We start from the raw sequence: 15,430 nt of genomic DNA on the forward strand, positions 1-15,430 counted from the left end.
GAAACAGGCCGGGTCATCCGACACGCCGCTAACCTCTAGAGGAACCGCGAAATTTGTCACGGTTCCTCTTGAGGTCCTCGAGGACGACTTCGCGTAGTTCAAACAACTGTTTCGCCACCATCAACGACCAGGACTTGGCCAGTCATGTACGAAGACCGATCGGATACGAGAAAGAGTATGGGTTCGGCAATTTCGGACACGTCTGCCCACCGACCTAGTGGCACTTTCGCGCTGATATAGGATTCGATAGCATCTCGCCCGCCCATCTGAGCGATAAACGGTTGGTTGAAGGGCGTGTCGACCCAGCCGGGGCAGAGGGCGTTGACGCGGATTCCGAACCTCGCGTAATCGCCCGCCATTTGCCGCGTCATGGCGATGACGGCGTGCTTCGTCGTCGTATAGGCGATCATTTCGCGGTCGTAGAGCACGCCGGATGACGACGATGTGTTGAGGATGACCCCCTTGCCGGCCTTCTTCATAAGCGGCATCACGAAGCGCGAGGCCATGAAATGCGCCCGCACATTCAGGCTCCACGACCTGTCGAAACCGTCGACGGCGACCTGCTCCAGATCGCCAGCCACCTGCGCACCCGCGTGATTGTGGAGGATGTCGATGCGGCCGTGGCGTGCCGCAATCGCGGCAAGTCCAGTCTCGAGTGCCTTGTCGTCGGTTACATCGACCACGAGGTTTTCGGCACTACCGCCCGCCGCTGTGATCTGGCCGACGGTCTCGTTGGCATTCGTAAAATCGACATCGACGACGATCACATGGGCGCCTTCCCGTGCCATAATGAGCGCCCCGGCGCGTCCGATGCCGGAGCCCGATCCGGTGACGATTGCAATGCGGTCCTTGAGTATCATGGTATTTCCCGGTCAGTTCTACGTTGTCTTCTTGCGCATGAGGAACCGCGCGATGAGAATGAGGGCCAGCGAGGCAACGAGCACCATTGTTGCGATCGCATTGATCTCAGGCGTCACGCCGCGGCGGATCGAGGCGAAGACATAGATCGGCAGCGTCGTGTTCGACCCAGCGACGAAGAAGGCGATGATGAAATCATCGAACGAGAAGGTGAAGGCAAGCAGAAAGCCTGCCAGGATCGACGGCATAATCTGCGGCAGCACGATCTGCCGGAATGTGGTCAGGGGCGTCGCGTAGAGATCACTCGAAGCTTCGACGATATCGCGCCCCAAACTGGCGATCCGTGCCTTCACGATCATTGTCACCAGCGCCATGGTGAACAGGCCGTGCGCGGCAATGATCGAGCCATATCCGAGCGAAAGCTTCGGCGGCTGATCACCCGGCCAAACGACTGCTATTAGCGGATTGATGAAGCCGAAGACCTCGACCAGCGCCACCAGCGTCGCGATGCCGATGACGACGCCGGGCACGACGATCGCCGCGGCAAAGAGGCCGTCGAAAACAGCGCGCATGCCCGTGCCTAGCCGCTCCATGCCGATCGCCGCCATCGTCCCGAAGATCGCTGCAAGTACGGCACTCGTCAACGCCACGATCAGACTATTCCGCAGCGCTTCCATCAGGAAGACGTTGGAAAGGGCTCGGCCATACCACTGCGTCGAGAAGCCGACGAACTCGCTCGCGTTGCGCCCAGAATTGAAGGAGAACAAGACGACCAGGGCGATCGGCGTGTAGAGAAACAGATAGACGGAGCTGACGAGGACGCGCATCAAACGAGATCCACTTGGCGGGTTCCCGCAACACGCCAGGCGATGCGCATGGCAACGAGAAGCACAACGACGACGACCGCGACCAGAGTAACGGCAATCGCCGACCCGAACGGCCAGTTGCGCGACTGCAGGAAAAGATCGACCAATGCATTGCCAATGAAGAATACCTTGCCGCCGCCGAGCAACTGCGGAATCAGATATTCGCCGAGCAGGAGGATTGTCACCAGCGCCACGCCCGTCATGACACCCGGCAGGGAAAGCGGCAGCGTTATGCCAAGGAACGTCGAAAGGGGTTTTGCTCCCAGGTCGGCGGAGGCCTCCAGGAGACGGTGATCAAGCTTTTCGAGGCTGACATAGATCGGCATGATCATCAAAGGCAGGTAGCCGTAAATAATGCCGAGCAGAACCGCACCCGGCGTGTTGATGAGCCGGATGTTCTCGATACCGAAAAGTTCGAGAAGATGCGGAATTCCGCGTGCACCAAGCAGATACATCCAGGCGTAGGTGCGGACGAGAAGGCTGGTCCAGAACGGCACCACGACCAGCGACACCAGGAGCAGCCGCCGCTGTGGGCTCGTCTTGACTGCGAGATAGTAGGCAACTGGATAGGCGACGAAGAGGCAGGCCGCGGCCCCAATGGGCGCCAGGATCAGCGTATTGACGAAAGCCGCCGCCCGCGAACCGAGATTGGCAAACTGTGCGAAGGTGAACGCCGCCTGATATCCGCCTTCGGGCGCGCGCTCGCCGAACGAAAAGACGATGATGGCGATAAAAGGCAGCACCAGGAAGAAGAATAGCCAGATGCTCGCTGGCCCGACGAGGGCAGCAGTTACAAGGCGTCGTTTGGTGGCAACTGTTAGAGGCATTGCGTCTTCTTGTCCGCAGATTGGGGGAGGCAATCCGGCCCCTGATCGGGGCAGAGACCGGAACTGCCTGGTCGGATCAAGCTGACTTAAAGCGCGCCATGAGCTCGGCTCGGCTCGGATCGGTCAGCGTGACGGCGGCACCAAATTCCAGCGGCGTCAGCGCGGCTTCGTCCGGATAGACGATCTTGTTTGACGTGACGTCCTTCGGCAGCAGCGTGATGACCCGACTATCGGTCGCCGGCGCGCCGTTTGCGATGTGCTCCTTCACCGCGATCTGCGGGTCCATCAGGTAGTTGAGCAGAGCGTAGCCAGCGGCTTTGTTGGGCGCATCCTTTGGGATCGCGTAGTAATCCGTCCAGATCTCGCCTCCGTCAGCGCCTAGGACATAGGCCAGTTCAGGCATGTCACGGTTAAGCTGTGCGCCGTCGTTCGTCCAGCACATCGTCAGCCATGCATCGGTCGACCGCATCGAGGGCTGATAGTCCGAGTTGATTGCGAACAGATGTGGCTTGACCTTGATCAGCAGTTCCTCGGCCTTGGCAAGCTCTTCCGGCTTGATCGAATTGAAGTCGTAACCGAGCGAAACCAGCGCGCTGCCAATCGTCGTCAACTGATAATCATGCACCATCGCGCGGCCATCGGCTTCTGTCTGGGCGATCTCGAAGAACTCTTTCCAGCTCGAGAGCTTCGTCTTGATCTTCGACGTGTTGACGGAGAAGCCGGTTGTGCCCCAGTTTTTCGGCACGGCGTAGGTCTTGCCGTCGATTTGGCCTTCTTTGGTAAAGCGAGGGCTCTCGTCTTTCTGGCTGAAATTCGGAATCTTCGAAAGATCGAGTTCGTCGATCAGGCCGAGCTTATGGTAGGTCGAGATCGTGTAGTTGGTCGGCACGAACAGCGACCAGCCGGAAGCGCCGGCCTGCAGCTTCGCGAGCATTTCTTCGTTCGAGCCAAAGACGTTCACCGCGACCGCAACACCTGTTGCTGCCTTGAAGTTCTCGAAGGTCGCGGGATCGTGATAGTTGGGCCAAGTCGCGATCGACATCTGCGTGCCAAGGTCTCCTGCGGCATAGGCGGGCGTCGAAAGTGCGCCGGGGAACCGCGACAGAACGGCGGTCGCAAGACCGAGGCCGGTGACGCCGAGGAAATGGCGGCGGCTGACCGAGCCACGCTTCAGGCGCAGGAACTCGTCCATGAAGCCCTCGGCGGAAATGGGAAGATTGTCTTTGTAATCCTTGCTCATGCTGCTGCTCCCGTGTTTTGGTTTATGCATTCGATGCCGGAAAAACATGTACGGCAGTGGGGTCGAAGCTGAGGAAAACCTCTTCGCCCGGCTTCACGAGATCGCTCTCATTCATGCTGCGCCGGTCGGCAGTGATCAGGAAGTCACCGAGCCCCGGCACGCTCACCGCATATTCGACTGATGAGCCGAGAAAGATGCGGTGCGTCACCATGCCCTTGAACGAAGTCCCAGCGACCGCTTTTCCGCGCGTCAGATGGATAGCCTCCGGGCGAAGTGCTGCAATCGCCTTCCCAGGAAGAAGGCGTATACCGGGCATGATTGCCGTGCCATTCGCCAGGCGGAGCGTGGTGCCGTCGGCTTCCATCGTTGCGGAAATACGGTTTGTCTTGCCGACGAAATCGGCAACGAAAAGATCGGCTGGGCGGTCGTAGACTTCCTGCGGCGTGCCGAGTTGACGAATCTGCCCCGCGCTCATCACGCACACGATGTCGGCCATCGATAGCGCCTCCTCCTGGTCATGCGTGACGAGAACGAACGTGATGCCAAGCTCGCGCTGCAGCGTCTGCAACTCGATTTGCATGGCAGAGCGTAGCTTCTTGTCGAGCGCTGCAAGCGGCTCGTCGAGCAACAGTACGGATGGGCGGTTGACGATGGCGCGGGCAAGCGCCACGCGCTGCTGTTGGCCGCCCGACATCTCATGGATGCGCCGCTTGGCAAAGCCGCCCAGCCGCACCATTTCCAACGCCTCGGCGACGCGGCGGCTGATTTCGGCGGCGGCCATTCTCGGGCGCATCTGCTTCAGGCCGTAAGCGACGTTTTGTTCGACATTGAAATGCGGAAACAGCGCGTAGTGCTGGAACACCATATTGACTGGACGGCGATAGGCAGGGATGCCATTCATCTCGCGTCCGTCGATATGCACCGTGCCCTCGCTCGGCTGCTCAAATCCGCCGATCATGCGCAAGCATGTGGTTTTACCGCAGCCGGAAGGGCCGAGCAGCGCGAGAAACGCTCCCTTCGGTACGTTGAGGGTGATGTCCGTCACGGCGGTCACGGCGCCATAGTTCTTTGTGACCGAACGGAATTCGATATCGTTCGTCGAAGCGGATGCCACGTCAGTTCCCTGCGGTTGGTTTGAATTTGGCAGTCTGCGCCGCCTTAATGCCACCGTCGTTCAGGAAAGAGTAAGCCCGAGCCTCTCGCAAGGTATATACCCCGAAAGGGGTATTTAAGAGCGAATTGCTTCGTGGAAGGTGTATATAGCAGCGCGCAATTCCGCGTGGGCGGCAAAGGGAACCCGTCGATGAGCACCGACCTGGAAGCGCTGTTCGGCGCATTCAGCAGAGCGATTGGAAAGCCGGCGATGGCGGATGTCGAGTTCGGCGAGACACTCCGCCAGATGATGGGCGCCCTCGTACGCTTCGACTATGTGGTTGTCTTCGCTTATCGCGGTAAGGAGCGACCCATCGATCTCTACAGTACGTTCGACTCACAGGAGCATGTCGTCTTCGTAACGCTCTATCAAGCGGGTCCCTACCTGCTCGATCCCTTTTACCACACCGCGCGCGAGCGCCGCGAAGGGGTGCTACGGATGCGCGAGCTCGCGCCCGACCGCTTTTACTCGAGCGAATACTACCGCACCTACTACGTTCAGACCGGACTTGCCGAGGAAATTGGCTTTTTTGTCAACTCCGGCGACGACATCACGATCGTCTTGTCGCTGATGCGTCGCGAAGAGACCGGTGTCTTTCCGCCAGGAGAATTCGAGACGCTGAAAAAAGCCGGGCCACTCGTAGGGAGCATGGTGAGGCACTATTGGGCAGGGCTGGCACCACGCTTCGACGCTCAATTGGCAATGCGCGGCAAACGCCAGCGCAAGCGGGGCCAAAGCGACAATATTCCGCCAGCCGACGCCGTATGGCGAGACCTGAACCTGACGAGTCGCGAGGCATCCATCGTTGAACTCGTCTTGCAGGGCCATTCCTCGGAGTCGATCGGCCTGAAGCTAAATATCTCGACTGGCACGGTGAAAGTTCACCGACGCAATGTTTATCGCAAGCTTGGAATTTCCTCACAAACTCAACTGCTTTCCTTGTATCTCAGCAGCTTTGGATAAGAGCTGCACCAACGATTGGTCAGCTCATCGTCGTTGGGGAGACGGCACCAGTGTCAGCGGAAGCGATCTAACATCGAGGCCATGATCAACGTACCAGGAAGGGTTTGTCGTAAACATGCACTTCTAGATTGACGCCGTCGCCGCCCCGGTCCACCACCGCGAAATCCGAGCGAGCATCAAGGGGTGTGAGGACGCCGTGCCAGACGTTGCGGGCGATATTGATCCCCTGTCCAGGCCTCGTTTGAAACGCTAGCGGTTCAGCGGGGCCATTTTCCGTTTCCCCGGCGACGATCACCAGAAACGGCCTGTCGCTCAGCGGGATGAAAGCCTGGCTTCCCAATGGATGGCGCTCCACCATGTCAAGCGTCAGGGGCAATCGGCAGGGTTCGGCTCGGAAAAGACTGATCATCGGACGCGCATGCTCGCCCGCAGTCTCGATCGTGGCAAGATCGTGAAAGCGGATGCATCGTCCCGCATTGATCGGAAAGTTGTCGGCGCCCTCCATTTCGATGACCTCGCCGAACGGGGCAAATGCCGCGCGGCTCAACGGCCTAACCTCGATCTCTTTCATTGCTGTTCTCCTCTCGTTCATCCTGCTGCCGGTTCGGGCCGCGGCCTGGGCCCCGTACGACGCGGTTGTTCCCGGCGTGTATCATCCGTCCCGAGGTCTGATGAATGCTGGTTTGTAAACTCAAATCATGCATGCCATTCCCCTTGGAAAATTTGAAAGTCTTCAAGAATCTCCCTGCTTTTCAGGGAAATCGACCTGACGGATAGTGGAAGAGGAGTGTTCTGTTCGGGGAGATAACATGCAGTCAAATTCTCAAGGCGCCGGGAGGCTCACGACCCACGTGCTGGACACCGCTAACGGCAAGCCCGCTAATCGGCTGCGGATCGACCTCTACAGGATCGAGGGCGATGCGCTGCATCACCTCAAAACCACCGAGACGAATGACGACGGCCGTTGTCAGGAGCCGCTCCTTACGGGCGAAACACTGAAAAACGGCACCTATGAGATGCGTTTTCATGCAGGGGACTATTTCCGCAGCATCGCCGGCGAATCCGGCTTTCTCGACCTCATCCCGATCCGCTTCGGCGTGACCGACCAGGACGAGCACTACCACGTGCCATTGCTTGTCTCGCCCTACAGCTATTCCACCTATCGCGGGAGCTAAACAATGATGGGAGCAACGATCCGCCGCGAACTGCGCTTCATTCTCAACGGACAGGACATCGCACTGACCGGCATCGCGCCGGACCAGACGCTCCTTGACTGGCTGCGGCTGTCTCGGCAGCTCAAAGGCACCAAGGAAGGCTGTGCTGAGGGCGACTGTGGGGCCTGCACTGTGCTGGTCGGTCGCCTGACACCCCGGGGTAGCCTTGTCTATGAGAGCGTCAATGCGTGCATCCGGTTTCTCGGGTCGCTGGATGGCTGCCACGTTGTGACCGTCGAACACCTGTCCGCCAGCGAGGGCCACCTGCACCCTGTGCAGCAGGCAATGGTCGACTTCCACGGATCACAGTGCGGCTTCTGCACGCCCGGTTTCATCATGTCGCTCTATGGGCTCTGGATGCAAACGCCATCCCCGACCGATCAACAGATCGAGACGGCATTGCAGGGGAACCTCTGTCGCTGCACAGGCTACGAACCGATCCTGCGCGCGGCGAGGGCGATTTCCACTTATGGCGGGACGGATGGTGATCCGCTCCTTCGCGAACGTGAAACGATGATCAAGCGGCTGAACGGGTTGCGTGACGGTGCTCGCGTCGAGATTGGCGAGGGTAAGGATCTTCTGGTAGTCCCGGCGGACCTAGACGACTTCGCGTCCATCCTTGAGGCGTCACCCAACGCCACTGTCGTCGCCGGATCCACGGATGTCGGCTTGTGGGTGACGAAGCAGATGCGCGACATCACCCCGGTCGTCTTTATCACCGGGCTCGATGAGATGAAGTCCATGACCATGACGGACGGTCTGGTCACAATCGGTGCCGGTGTAACCTATAGCGACGCGGTCTCGGTGCTGTCGCAGCATATTCCCTCGCTTGCTGAGCTCATTGCCAGGATCGGCGGGCAACAGGTACGCAATATGGGCACGATCGGGGGCAATATTGCCAACGGATCGCCGATCGGCGACATGCCGCCACCGCTCATTGCACTCGGTGCCACGCTTACCTTGCGCAGGGGCGCAAAGCGACGGACCCTCGCACTTCAGGACTTCTTTGTCGCCTACGGGAAGCAGGATCGTCAGCCCGGTGAGTTCATCGAGGCAGTTCACGTGCCAGTACCGCAAGGCTCTGAAAAATTTGCCATCCACAAGGTAACCAAACGCCGTGACGAGGACATCACCGCCACGCTGGGCGCGTTCCGCCTGACGCTTGCGGAAGATGGTACCGTCGCATCGGCCTGCATCGCCTATGGCGGCATGGCAGCGACGCCGAAGCGCGCTTTTGCCGTCGAGGCGGCGCTCATCGGCCGACCCTGGACCGAGGCGACCGTGGAGGCTGCGATGGAGAAATACGCAGACGACTACCAGCCACTGTCAGACATGCGCGCCACCGCCGAATACCGTGCGCTCGTGGCAAAAAATCTCCTGCTCCGTTTCTACATGGAAACGACGTCGCGCCCGGCACCGGTCAAGGTGTCCAGATACGAGGCCGCCTAAGCCGATGAACAAACACACTACCGAGCTCAATTTTCAAACGATCACAGGCGGGGTTCATTCCAGCCCCAGGCACGATTCCGCCCACAAGCATGTTTCGGGCACCGCCGTCTATATTGATGACATCGCCGAGCCCTTCGGTACCTTGCATGCCGGGCTTGGCCTTTCGAGCGTCGCGCACGGCATCCTGAAGTCGGTCGATCTTTCCGCCGTGCGCGCTGCCGCAGGCGTGGTCGCCGTCCTGACCCATGACGATGTGCCCGGGGTCAACGATATCTCGCCCTCCTACATGAACGACGATCCGGTGCTGGCATCAGGCAAGGTCGAGTTTCATGGCCAACCGATCTTCTGCGTGATTGCCGAAACCCGCGAACAGGCCCGGCGCGCTGCCCGTCTGGCAAAGATCGAGTATGAGGAATTGCCTGCCGAGATCGATATCTGGGATCTTGACGTGTCGACCCACCGCCAGGTCGTGACGCCGCTGACCCTTGAACGCGGTGATGCAGCGGTTGCGCTGGCTGACGCCCCGCGACGCCTGAACGGTCGCATGCGCCTTGGCGGGCAGGACCATTTCTACCTCGAAGGCCAGGTATCGCTGGCCGTTCCCGGTGAAGATGATGACGTCATCGTCTATTGCTCTACGCAAGGACCGAGCGAGACGCAGCATATGATTGCCCATGCACTTGGCGTGCCGAGCAACGCCGTGACTGTCGAGGTGCGGCGCATGGGTGGTGGCTTCGGAGGCAAGGAAACCCAAGCCAACCAGTGTGCTGCGATCGCTGCCATTGCTGCCAAGAAGCTGAAGCGCGCCATCAAGATCCGCCTTGATCGGGACGAAGACATGGTTGCCACCGGCAAGCGGCATGACTTTGCCATCGACTATGATGTTGGTTTCGATGACGAGGGACGCATCCTCGCTATCGATTATACCTTTGCCCTCCGGGCAGGGTTTTCCGCGGATCTTTCCGGGCCCGTCGGTGACCGCGCCCTGTTCCACTGCGACAACGCCTACTTCCTGCCGCACGTTCGCGCAAAGTCGGCGCCCCTCTATACCAACACTGTCTCCAACACCGCTTTCCGGGGCTTCGGCGGCCCGCAGGGCATGGTAGGCGCAGAGCGGGTCATCGACGAGATTGCGTTTGCGGTTGGTAAGGACCCGCTTGAGATCCGCAAGCTGAATTTTTATGACGCGATGGGCGTCGATGGCGAACGCAACCTCACCCCCTATCACCAGAAGGTGGAAGATTGCATCATCCAGCGAATCGTCGCGGAACTGGAGGAAAGCGCCGACTATGCAGGACGCCGACACGCAATCCAGGAGTTCAATGACAAGAGCCGCTTCGTCAAACGCGGCATGGCTCTTACTCCTGTCAAATTCGGGATTTCCTTTACCAAGACGGAGTCCAACCAGGCAGGTGCGCTGGTGCATGTCTATACGGATGGCTCGGTGCACATGAACCATGGCGGCACGGAAATGGGGCAAGGCCTCCATTTGAAAGTGGCGCAGGTCGTGGCGGAGGAATTCCAGATCGACCTCGACCGGGTGAAGATCACGGCAACGACGACCGCAAAGGTGCCGAACACGTCTCCGACCGCCGCTTCGTCAGGCGCGGATCTCAACGGTATGGCGGCGCAAGACGCCGCGCGCCAGATCAAGGAGCGGCTGATCGCGTTCGCATCGGATAGTTACAAGGTATCTCGCGACGAGATACTCTTCCTGCCCAATCGCGTGCGCATCGGCAGTGTCGAGATTTCCTTCGCGGAGCTTGTCAAAAAGGCCTATATGGCGCGCGTCCAGCTCTCTGCGGCCGGGTTCTACAAGACACCCAAAATCCATTGGGATCGCTCCAAGGGTCGTGGTCACGCGTTCTATTATTATGCCTACGGTGCTGCCTGCTCGGAAGTTTCCGTCGACATGCTCACCGGCGAGTACATCGTCGAGCGCACCGACATCCTTCACGATACCGGCCGTTCGCTGAACCGCGTCATCGACATCGGGCAGGTCGAGGGCGGGTTCATTCAGGGCATGGGCTGGCTTACAACAGAGGAACTTTGGTGGGACGGGAAGGGACGCCTGAGAACCCATGCGCCGTCGACGTACAAGATTCCACTTGCATCCGATCGGCCCAAGGTCTTCAACGTAGCACTGACAGATTGGTCACAGGCCTACGAACCGACCATTCATCGTTCGAAGGCGGTCGGTGAGCCGCCGCTACCGCTTGGCCTTTCTGTGCTGCATGCGCTTTCGGATGCGGTCGCAAGTGTTGCCGACCACAGGATTTGCCCGCGGCTCGACGCGCCTGCGACACCTGAGCGGGTGTTGATGGCGATCGAGCGCCTCAAGGCAGAAAAGGGATAAGAGCGATGCCTGGAGGGCGCGAAAATATCCGCGATTTCATCCGACGCGAACCGGCATCCATTCTGATCGAGGTGGCAGGAGCCGCAGGCTCCACGCCGCGCGACACCGATGCCTGGATGCTCGTTTCGGAACGGGCGATCTTTGCCACCATCGGGGGCGGTCAGCTCGAACACATGGCCATCGATCAGGCACGCCGGGCATTGCGCCTTGGTGCGCCAGCCGAGGCGATGAATGTGCCGCTTGGACCTGAGATCGGCCAATGCTGCGGTGGTCGCGTCACCCTTGCCTTCACGGCGCTCGATCCCGACGTTGCCAGGGAACTCATCCAACGCAGCGACCGCGAAATGGCTGCCCGTCCGCATGTATATGTTTTCGGTGCCGGACACGTTGGGGACGCACTCGCCCTTGCGCTTTCGCTGGCACCGCTTCGCGTCGTGCTTGTGGATACGCGGGAAGACGAGCTAGGTGCTTCAACCGCCCCGCACATCGAAACCTGCCTGACCGCCATGCCCGAAGCCGTGGTGCGTGACGCCCCTGCCGGCAGCAGTTTCGTGATACTGACACATGACCATGCCCTCGATTTCCTGATTGTTGCCGAAGCGCTTCGGCGCCCTGACGCTGCCTATGTCGGAATGATTGGTTCCAGGACGAAGAAGGCAACATTTCGCAACTGGCTGTTACGCGAGGTCGGCGACCCTGAACTCTTCGCCAACCTTGTCTGCCCAATTGGCGGAACGGCTGTGAGGGACAAACGTCCGGCCGTCATCGCGACCCTCGCCGCCGCAGAGATCATTACTGCGGCGCTCACTTGGACTTCGGGGCGTAATCAGCCGTCAACCGTCTCGCCAGCCGGTTCTTCCTCGAGCAGCTTTCCAATCAACCGCTGACAACGATCAGCCATGAAATCGATCATCAGGCGGACCTTCGGGTCCTGAAAGCGCTTGTGCGGGTAGATTGCCGCGAGCTGAACAGAGGCTGGCGGGGTATCCTTGAGGATCTCCACCAATCGGCCAGCGTTGAGATCGGCCTTCACCTCGAAGAGCGGCTTGTTGATGATGCCGCGACCCTCCAGCGCCCAATGTGTCAGGACATCACCGTCATCGCTGTCATAGGGGCCGGCGACATCGAACTTGCGGGGACCGTCAGCAGTCACCAGCATCCAGTAATATTCCTTCGAACCGGGATAGCGCAGCAATAAACAGTCGTGCTTGTCGGCGATCAGCGCATTTGCATTTTCGGGCACGCCGCGCCGCGCGATATAGGCGGGGGAGGCACACAGCACGCGCTGACAGTTGAGGATGCCTCGCATATGCAGGTTCGAATCCTCGAGAACGCCCAGCTTGAAGGCAACATCGACGCCTTCGGCAAGGATGTCGACATTATGGTCCGACAGCCTGACCCGCACTTCAATATCCGGGTACTTGTCATGGAACTCCGGGATGCCAGATGCGATCAGTCTGCGCCCGATGCCGAGCGGCGCGGTAATTCTCAGCGATCCTTTTGGATTGCGCGACAGATCCGCGATCGCTGCCTCCGCCTCGTTCACCGCTTCGATAATCTTGACCGCTCCCTCGTAGAAAACGCGGCCGTGCTCGGTCGGCGACAGCTTTCGGGTCGTACGGTTGAAAAGCCGGACGCCGAGGTGGATCTCTAGTTCCTTGATACGATTGCTGGCGACCGCGGGGGTCACGCGTTGATCGCGTCCCGCGGCTGAAAGTGTACCGAGTTCGATCACTCGGACGAAGACGCGCACATTATCGAGATAGGACATAGTGAACTTCTACCACACCGTTTCGCGCGGGGCACCGGCGCGATCTTATAGATTTTTTTGAAAGTGTTCGAGCATTTCCCGGGATTTTCGGGGAAGTCGCGCAATGGCAGAACCCTCCGTAAGAATTGGGAGGCCCCTATGTATGAATATGCCATCGCGTGGGATTGGCTTACGTTTGCCGTCCGCTGGCTGCATGTGATCACGGCGATCGCCTGGATAGGATCGTCCTTCTATTTCGTCGCGCTGGATCTTGGCCTGAAGAAGCGGGCCGATCTTCCACCTGGCGCGTTTGGGGAAGAATGGCAGGTTCACGGCGGCGGTTTTTACCAGATCCAGAAGTATCTCGTCGCGCCCGCCAACATGCCGGACCACCTCGTCTGGTTCAAATGGGAAAGCTATGTCACCTGGCTTTCCGGCTTCGGCATGCTCTGTCTCGTCTATTATGCCGGGGCCGACCTCTACATGATCGACCCGAATGTGCTTGATATATCAAAGCCTGTCGCGATTGCGATATCGCTCGGATCGATCGTGCTTGGCTGGATCACCTACAATGTTATTTGCAAGACGCCCTTCGGCAACGACAACACACGGCTGATGGTGGCGCTGTATTTCATTTTGGTCGCCGTCGCCTGGGGTTACTCACATCTCTTTACGGGCCGCGCTGCCTTCCTGCATCTTGGCGCCTTCACCGCGACGATCATGTCGGCCAACGTCTTCTTCATCATTATTCCCAACCAGAAGATTGTCGTCGCCGACCTCCTTGCCGGCCGCAAGGCCGACCCGAAATACGGGAAGATCGCCAAGCAGCGCTCCACCCATAACAATTACCTGACCCTGCCGGTTTTGTTCCTGATGCTGTCCAACCATTATCCGCTGGCATTCGGCACTCAGTTCAACTGGATCATCGCCTCTCTTGTCTTCCTAATGGGCGTTACGATCCGTCACTACTTCAATACCCGCCACGCCAATGCCGGAAATCCAACATGGACGTGGCTTGTCACTGTGCTTCTGTTCATTGCCATCATGTGGCTCTCAACGGTCCCGAAAGTGCTAACAGGTCAGTCGGACGATGCCAGGATCTCCGCGATCCAGCAGCCCTTCATCTCTGCGCAAGCCTTTTCTCGCGTTCGTGACACCGTCATGGGACGCTGTTCTATGTGCCACGCAAAGGAACCTGGATGGGAGGGCATCATCGCGCCGCCAAAGGGCGTCGTGCTTGATACGGACAGGGACATCGCTGCTCATGCGCGCGAGATCTACCTGCAGGCCGGTCGCTCGCATGCCATGCCGCCGGCCAACGTCACGCAAATCTCCGCCGAGGAGCGTCGCCTGCTTGTCTCCTGGTACGAAAGCGCCATCACCAGGGAGGAAATTCAATGAATGACGTTCTGATCCGCGGCCGCGTGCTGACCTTCGTCGCCGAACCCAATGGCATCGATGATACCTCTTCCTGCCACTATGTCGAGGATGGCGCGGTTCTTGTGCGAGAGGGAAAGATAGCCGCCGTCGGCTCCTATGGCGAGGTTAGCAAGGCGGCAGGGGCCGGTCATTCCGTTGCGGATCACCGACCGAACCTCGTCCTGCCGGGCTTCATTGATACGCACCTGCATTTCCCGCAGACGCAGGCAATCGCCTCCTATGGTGCACAATTGCTCGAATGGCTGAACACGTACATCTTCGTCGAGGAGCAAAAGTTCGCGCGCACTGCTCACGCAGCCGAGGTCGCTGACCGCTTCATGGATGAACTGCTTTCGAACGGCACAACGACTGCTGTCGCCTACTGCTCCGTTCATTCGCAAAGCGTCGACGCGTATTTTGCAGCAGCCGAAGCGCGCGGCATGTGCGTGATTGGCGGCAAGGTGATGATGGACAGGAACGCGCCGGAGCAGCTACGTGATACACCGCAGCGTAGTTATGACGAGACAAAGCGCCTTATCGCGAAATGGCATGGCCGCGGCCGCGCCCGCTACGCAATCAGTCCGCGCTTTGCGATCACCTCTAGCCCCGAACAGTTGGAAATGAGCAGGGCACTCGTCGCCGAGCATCCCGATTGCTACGTTCAGACGCATCTCTCCGAGAATCGTGATGAAATCGCGTTTGCCACGTCCCTTTATCCCCGGGCGAAGGACTATACGGATATCTATGCGCGGTACGGCCTGCTGAATGATCGGACGTTTCTTGGCCATTGCATCCATATGAGTGACCGGGAGGTCGGCGCACTTGCCGAAACAGGTGCGGTCGCCGTCTTCTGCCCTACATCCAACCTCTTCCTCGGATCGGGGCTGTTTGACGCTGCTCGTTTCGACAAGCTTGGTGCGCGGTGGTCGGTCGCAACCGATGTCGGGGCTGGGACGAGCTTCTCCATGCTGGAGACGATGGATGAAGCATACAAGGTGCTGCACCTCCAGGGTCAGCGGCTGACGCCGCTCAACTCATTCTATCGCATGACGCGAGGCAATGCACTGGCGCTCGGGCTTGAGCGGTCAATCGGTTCTCTCGAGGCAGGCTCAGATGCCGATATCGTCATCCTTGATGCCAGGGCGAAGTCAGCGATGGAATATCGCATGCATACGGCGACATCGCTGGCCGAGGAGCTCTTCATCCTTCAGACTATGGGCGACGACCGCTGCATCGATGAAGTTTATGTCAGCGGCAAGCCGATGAAGACAAAGGTCCGAAGGAAAAGCGCGTTGGCATCCCGGACACTGGAGACAGCCTGATGGTCTGGTTTAG

Annotated in this window: 14 protein-coding genes; 7 read left to right on the top strand and 7 right to left on the bottom strand. The window is 59.3% G+C overall.

Annotation, left to right across the window (positions count from 1 at the left end; all coding sequences use genetic code 11):
- Nucleotides 1–98 precede the first annotated feature (98 nt).
- From RGCCGE502_RS18840 to RGCCGE502_RS18860, 5 genes are all read right to left on the bottom strand, one after another.
- Nucleotides 99–860, bottom strand: coding sequence for an SDR family NAD(P)-dependent oxidoreductase (locus RGCCGE502_RS18840; RefSeq protein WP_016555776.1), 762 nt, complete (start codon nucleotides 858–860; stop codon nucleotides 99–101).
- An 18-nt stretch (nucleotides 861–878) separates the two neighbouring features.
- Nucleotides 879–1,685: an ABC transporter permease gene (locus RGCCGE502_RS18845; protein WP_016555777.1), complete on the bottom strand. Its 807-nt coding sequence runs from the start codon at nucleotides 1,683–1,685 to the stop codon at nucleotides 879–881.
- Nucleotides 1,685–2,551: an ABC transporter permease gene (locus RGCCGE502_RS18850; RefSeq protein ID WP_016555778.1), complete on the bottom strand. Its 867-nt coding sequence runs from the start codon at nucleotides 2,549–2,551 to the stop codon at nucleotides 1,685–1,687. Before RGCCGE502_RS18850 ends, RGCCGE502_RS18845 begins: the two co-directional genes overlap by 1 nt.
- A 76-nt stretch (nucleotides 2,552–2,627) precedes the next feature.
- A complete protein-coding gene (locus tag RGCCGE502_RS18855) occupies nucleotides 2,628–3,791 on the bottom strand; it encodes a polyamine ABC transporter substrate-binding protein (protein ID WP_016555779.1) in 1,164 nt (387 codons plus the stop codon).
- Between the two features lie 22 nt (nucleotides 3,792–3,813).
- Nucleotides 3,814–4,905: an ABC transporter ATP-binding protein gene (locus RGCCGE502_RS18860; RefSeq protein WP_016555780.1), complete on the bottom strand. Its 1,092-nt coding sequence runs from the start codon at nucleotides 4,903–4,905 to the stop codon at nucleotides 3,814–3,816.
- A 189-nt stretch (nucleotides 4,906–5,094) separates the two neighbouring features.
- On the opposite strand from RGCCGE502_RS18860, the gene RGCCGE502_RS18865 reads away from it, so the two are divergent.
- On the top strand, nucleotides 5,095–5,907 hold the full coding sequence (locus RGCCGE502_RS18865) for a LuxR C-terminal-related transcriptional regulator (protein WP_016555781.1): 813 nt from the start codon (nucleotides 5,095–5,097) through the stop codon (nucleotides 5,905–5,907).
- Nucleotides 5,908–5,992: 85 nt separating this feature from the next.
- On the opposite strand, the gene RGCCGE502_RS18870 is transcribed toward RGCCGE502_RS18865, so the two are convergent.
- Entirely contained in the window at nucleotides 5,993–6,478 is a 486-nt protein-coding gene (locus RGCCGE502_RS18870; protein WP_016555782.1) for an ureidoglycolate lyase, read from the bottom strand.
- 238 nt (nucleotides 6,479–6,716) lie between these two features.
- On the opposite strand from RGCCGE502_RS18870, the gene uraH reads away from it, so the two are divergent.
- From uraH to xdhC, 4 genes are read left to right on the top strand one after another with little or no spacing between them, the layout of a single operon-like run.
- Nucleotides 6,717–7,082: a hydroxyisourate hydrolase gene (uraH, locus tag RGCCGE502_RS18875; RefSeq protein ID WP_016555783.1), complete on the top strand. Its 366-nt coding sequence runs from the start codon at nucleotides 6,717–6,719 to the stop codon at nucleotides 7,080–7,082.
- Nucleotides 7,083–7,085: 3 nt separating this feature from the next.
- Nucleotides 7,086–8,570, top strand: coding sequence for a xanthine dehydrogenase small subunit (xdhA, locus tag RGCCGE502_RS18880; RefSeq protein ID WP_019280144.1), 1,485 nt, complete (start codon nucleotides 7,086–7,088; stop codon nucleotides 8,568–8,570).
- Between the two features lie 4 nt (nucleotides 8,571–8,574).
- On the top strand, nucleotides 8,575–10,926 hold the full coding sequence (gene xdhB / locus RGCCGE502_RS18885; RefSeq protein WP_016555785.1) for a xanthine dehydrogenase molybdopterin binding subunit: 2,352 nt from the start codon (nucleotides 8,575–8,577) through the stop codon (nucleotides 10,924–10,926).
- A 5-nt stretch (nucleotides 10,927–10,931) separates the two neighbouring features.
- Nucleotides 10,932–11,813: a xanthine dehydrogenase accessory protein XdhC gene (gene xdhC / locus RGCCGE502_RS18890; RefSeq protein WP_019280145.1), complete on the top strand. Its 882-nt coding sequence runs from the start codon at nucleotides 10,932–10,934 to the stop codon at nucleotides 11,811–11,813.
- Here xdhC and RGCCGE502_RS18895 read toward each other — a convergent pair.
- Nucleotides 11,753–12,697: a LysR family transcriptional regulator gene (locus RGCCGE502_RS18895; protein WP_016555787.1), complete on the bottom strand. Its 945-nt coding sequence runs from the start codon at nucleotides 12,695–12,697 to the stop codon at nucleotides 11,753–11,755. The two genes, xdhC and RGCCGE502_RS18895, sit on opposite strands and share 61 nt — an antisense overlap.
- A 138-nt stretch (nucleotides 12,698–12,835) precedes the next feature.
- Here RGCCGE502_RS18895 and RGCCGE502_RS18900 point away from each other — a divergent pair, with 138 nt between their 5' ends.
- Nucleotides 12,836–14,077, top strand: a complete 1,242-nt coding sequence (locus tag RGCCGE502_RS18900; protein ID WP_016555788.1) for a urate hydroxylase PuuD — start codon at nucleotides 12,836–12,838, stop codon at nucleotides 14,075–14,077.
- On the top strand, nucleotides 14,074–15,417 hold the full coding sequence (gene guaD / locus RGCCGE502_RS18905; protein ID WP_016555789.1) for a guanine deaminase: 1,344 nt from the start codon (nucleotides 14,074–14,076) through the stop codon (nucleotides 15,415–15,417). Before RGCCGE502_RS18900 ends, guaD begins: the two co-directional genes overlap by 4 nt.
- Nucleotides 15,418–15,430 lie beyond the last annotated feature (13 nt).

It is taken from the genome of Rhizobium grahamii CCGE 502 (genome assembly GCF_000298315.2).
In the GTDB taxonomy this organism is placed as follows: Bacteria; Pseudomonadota; Alphaproteobacteria; order Rhizobiales; family Rhizobiaceae; genus Rhizobium; species Rhizobium grahamii.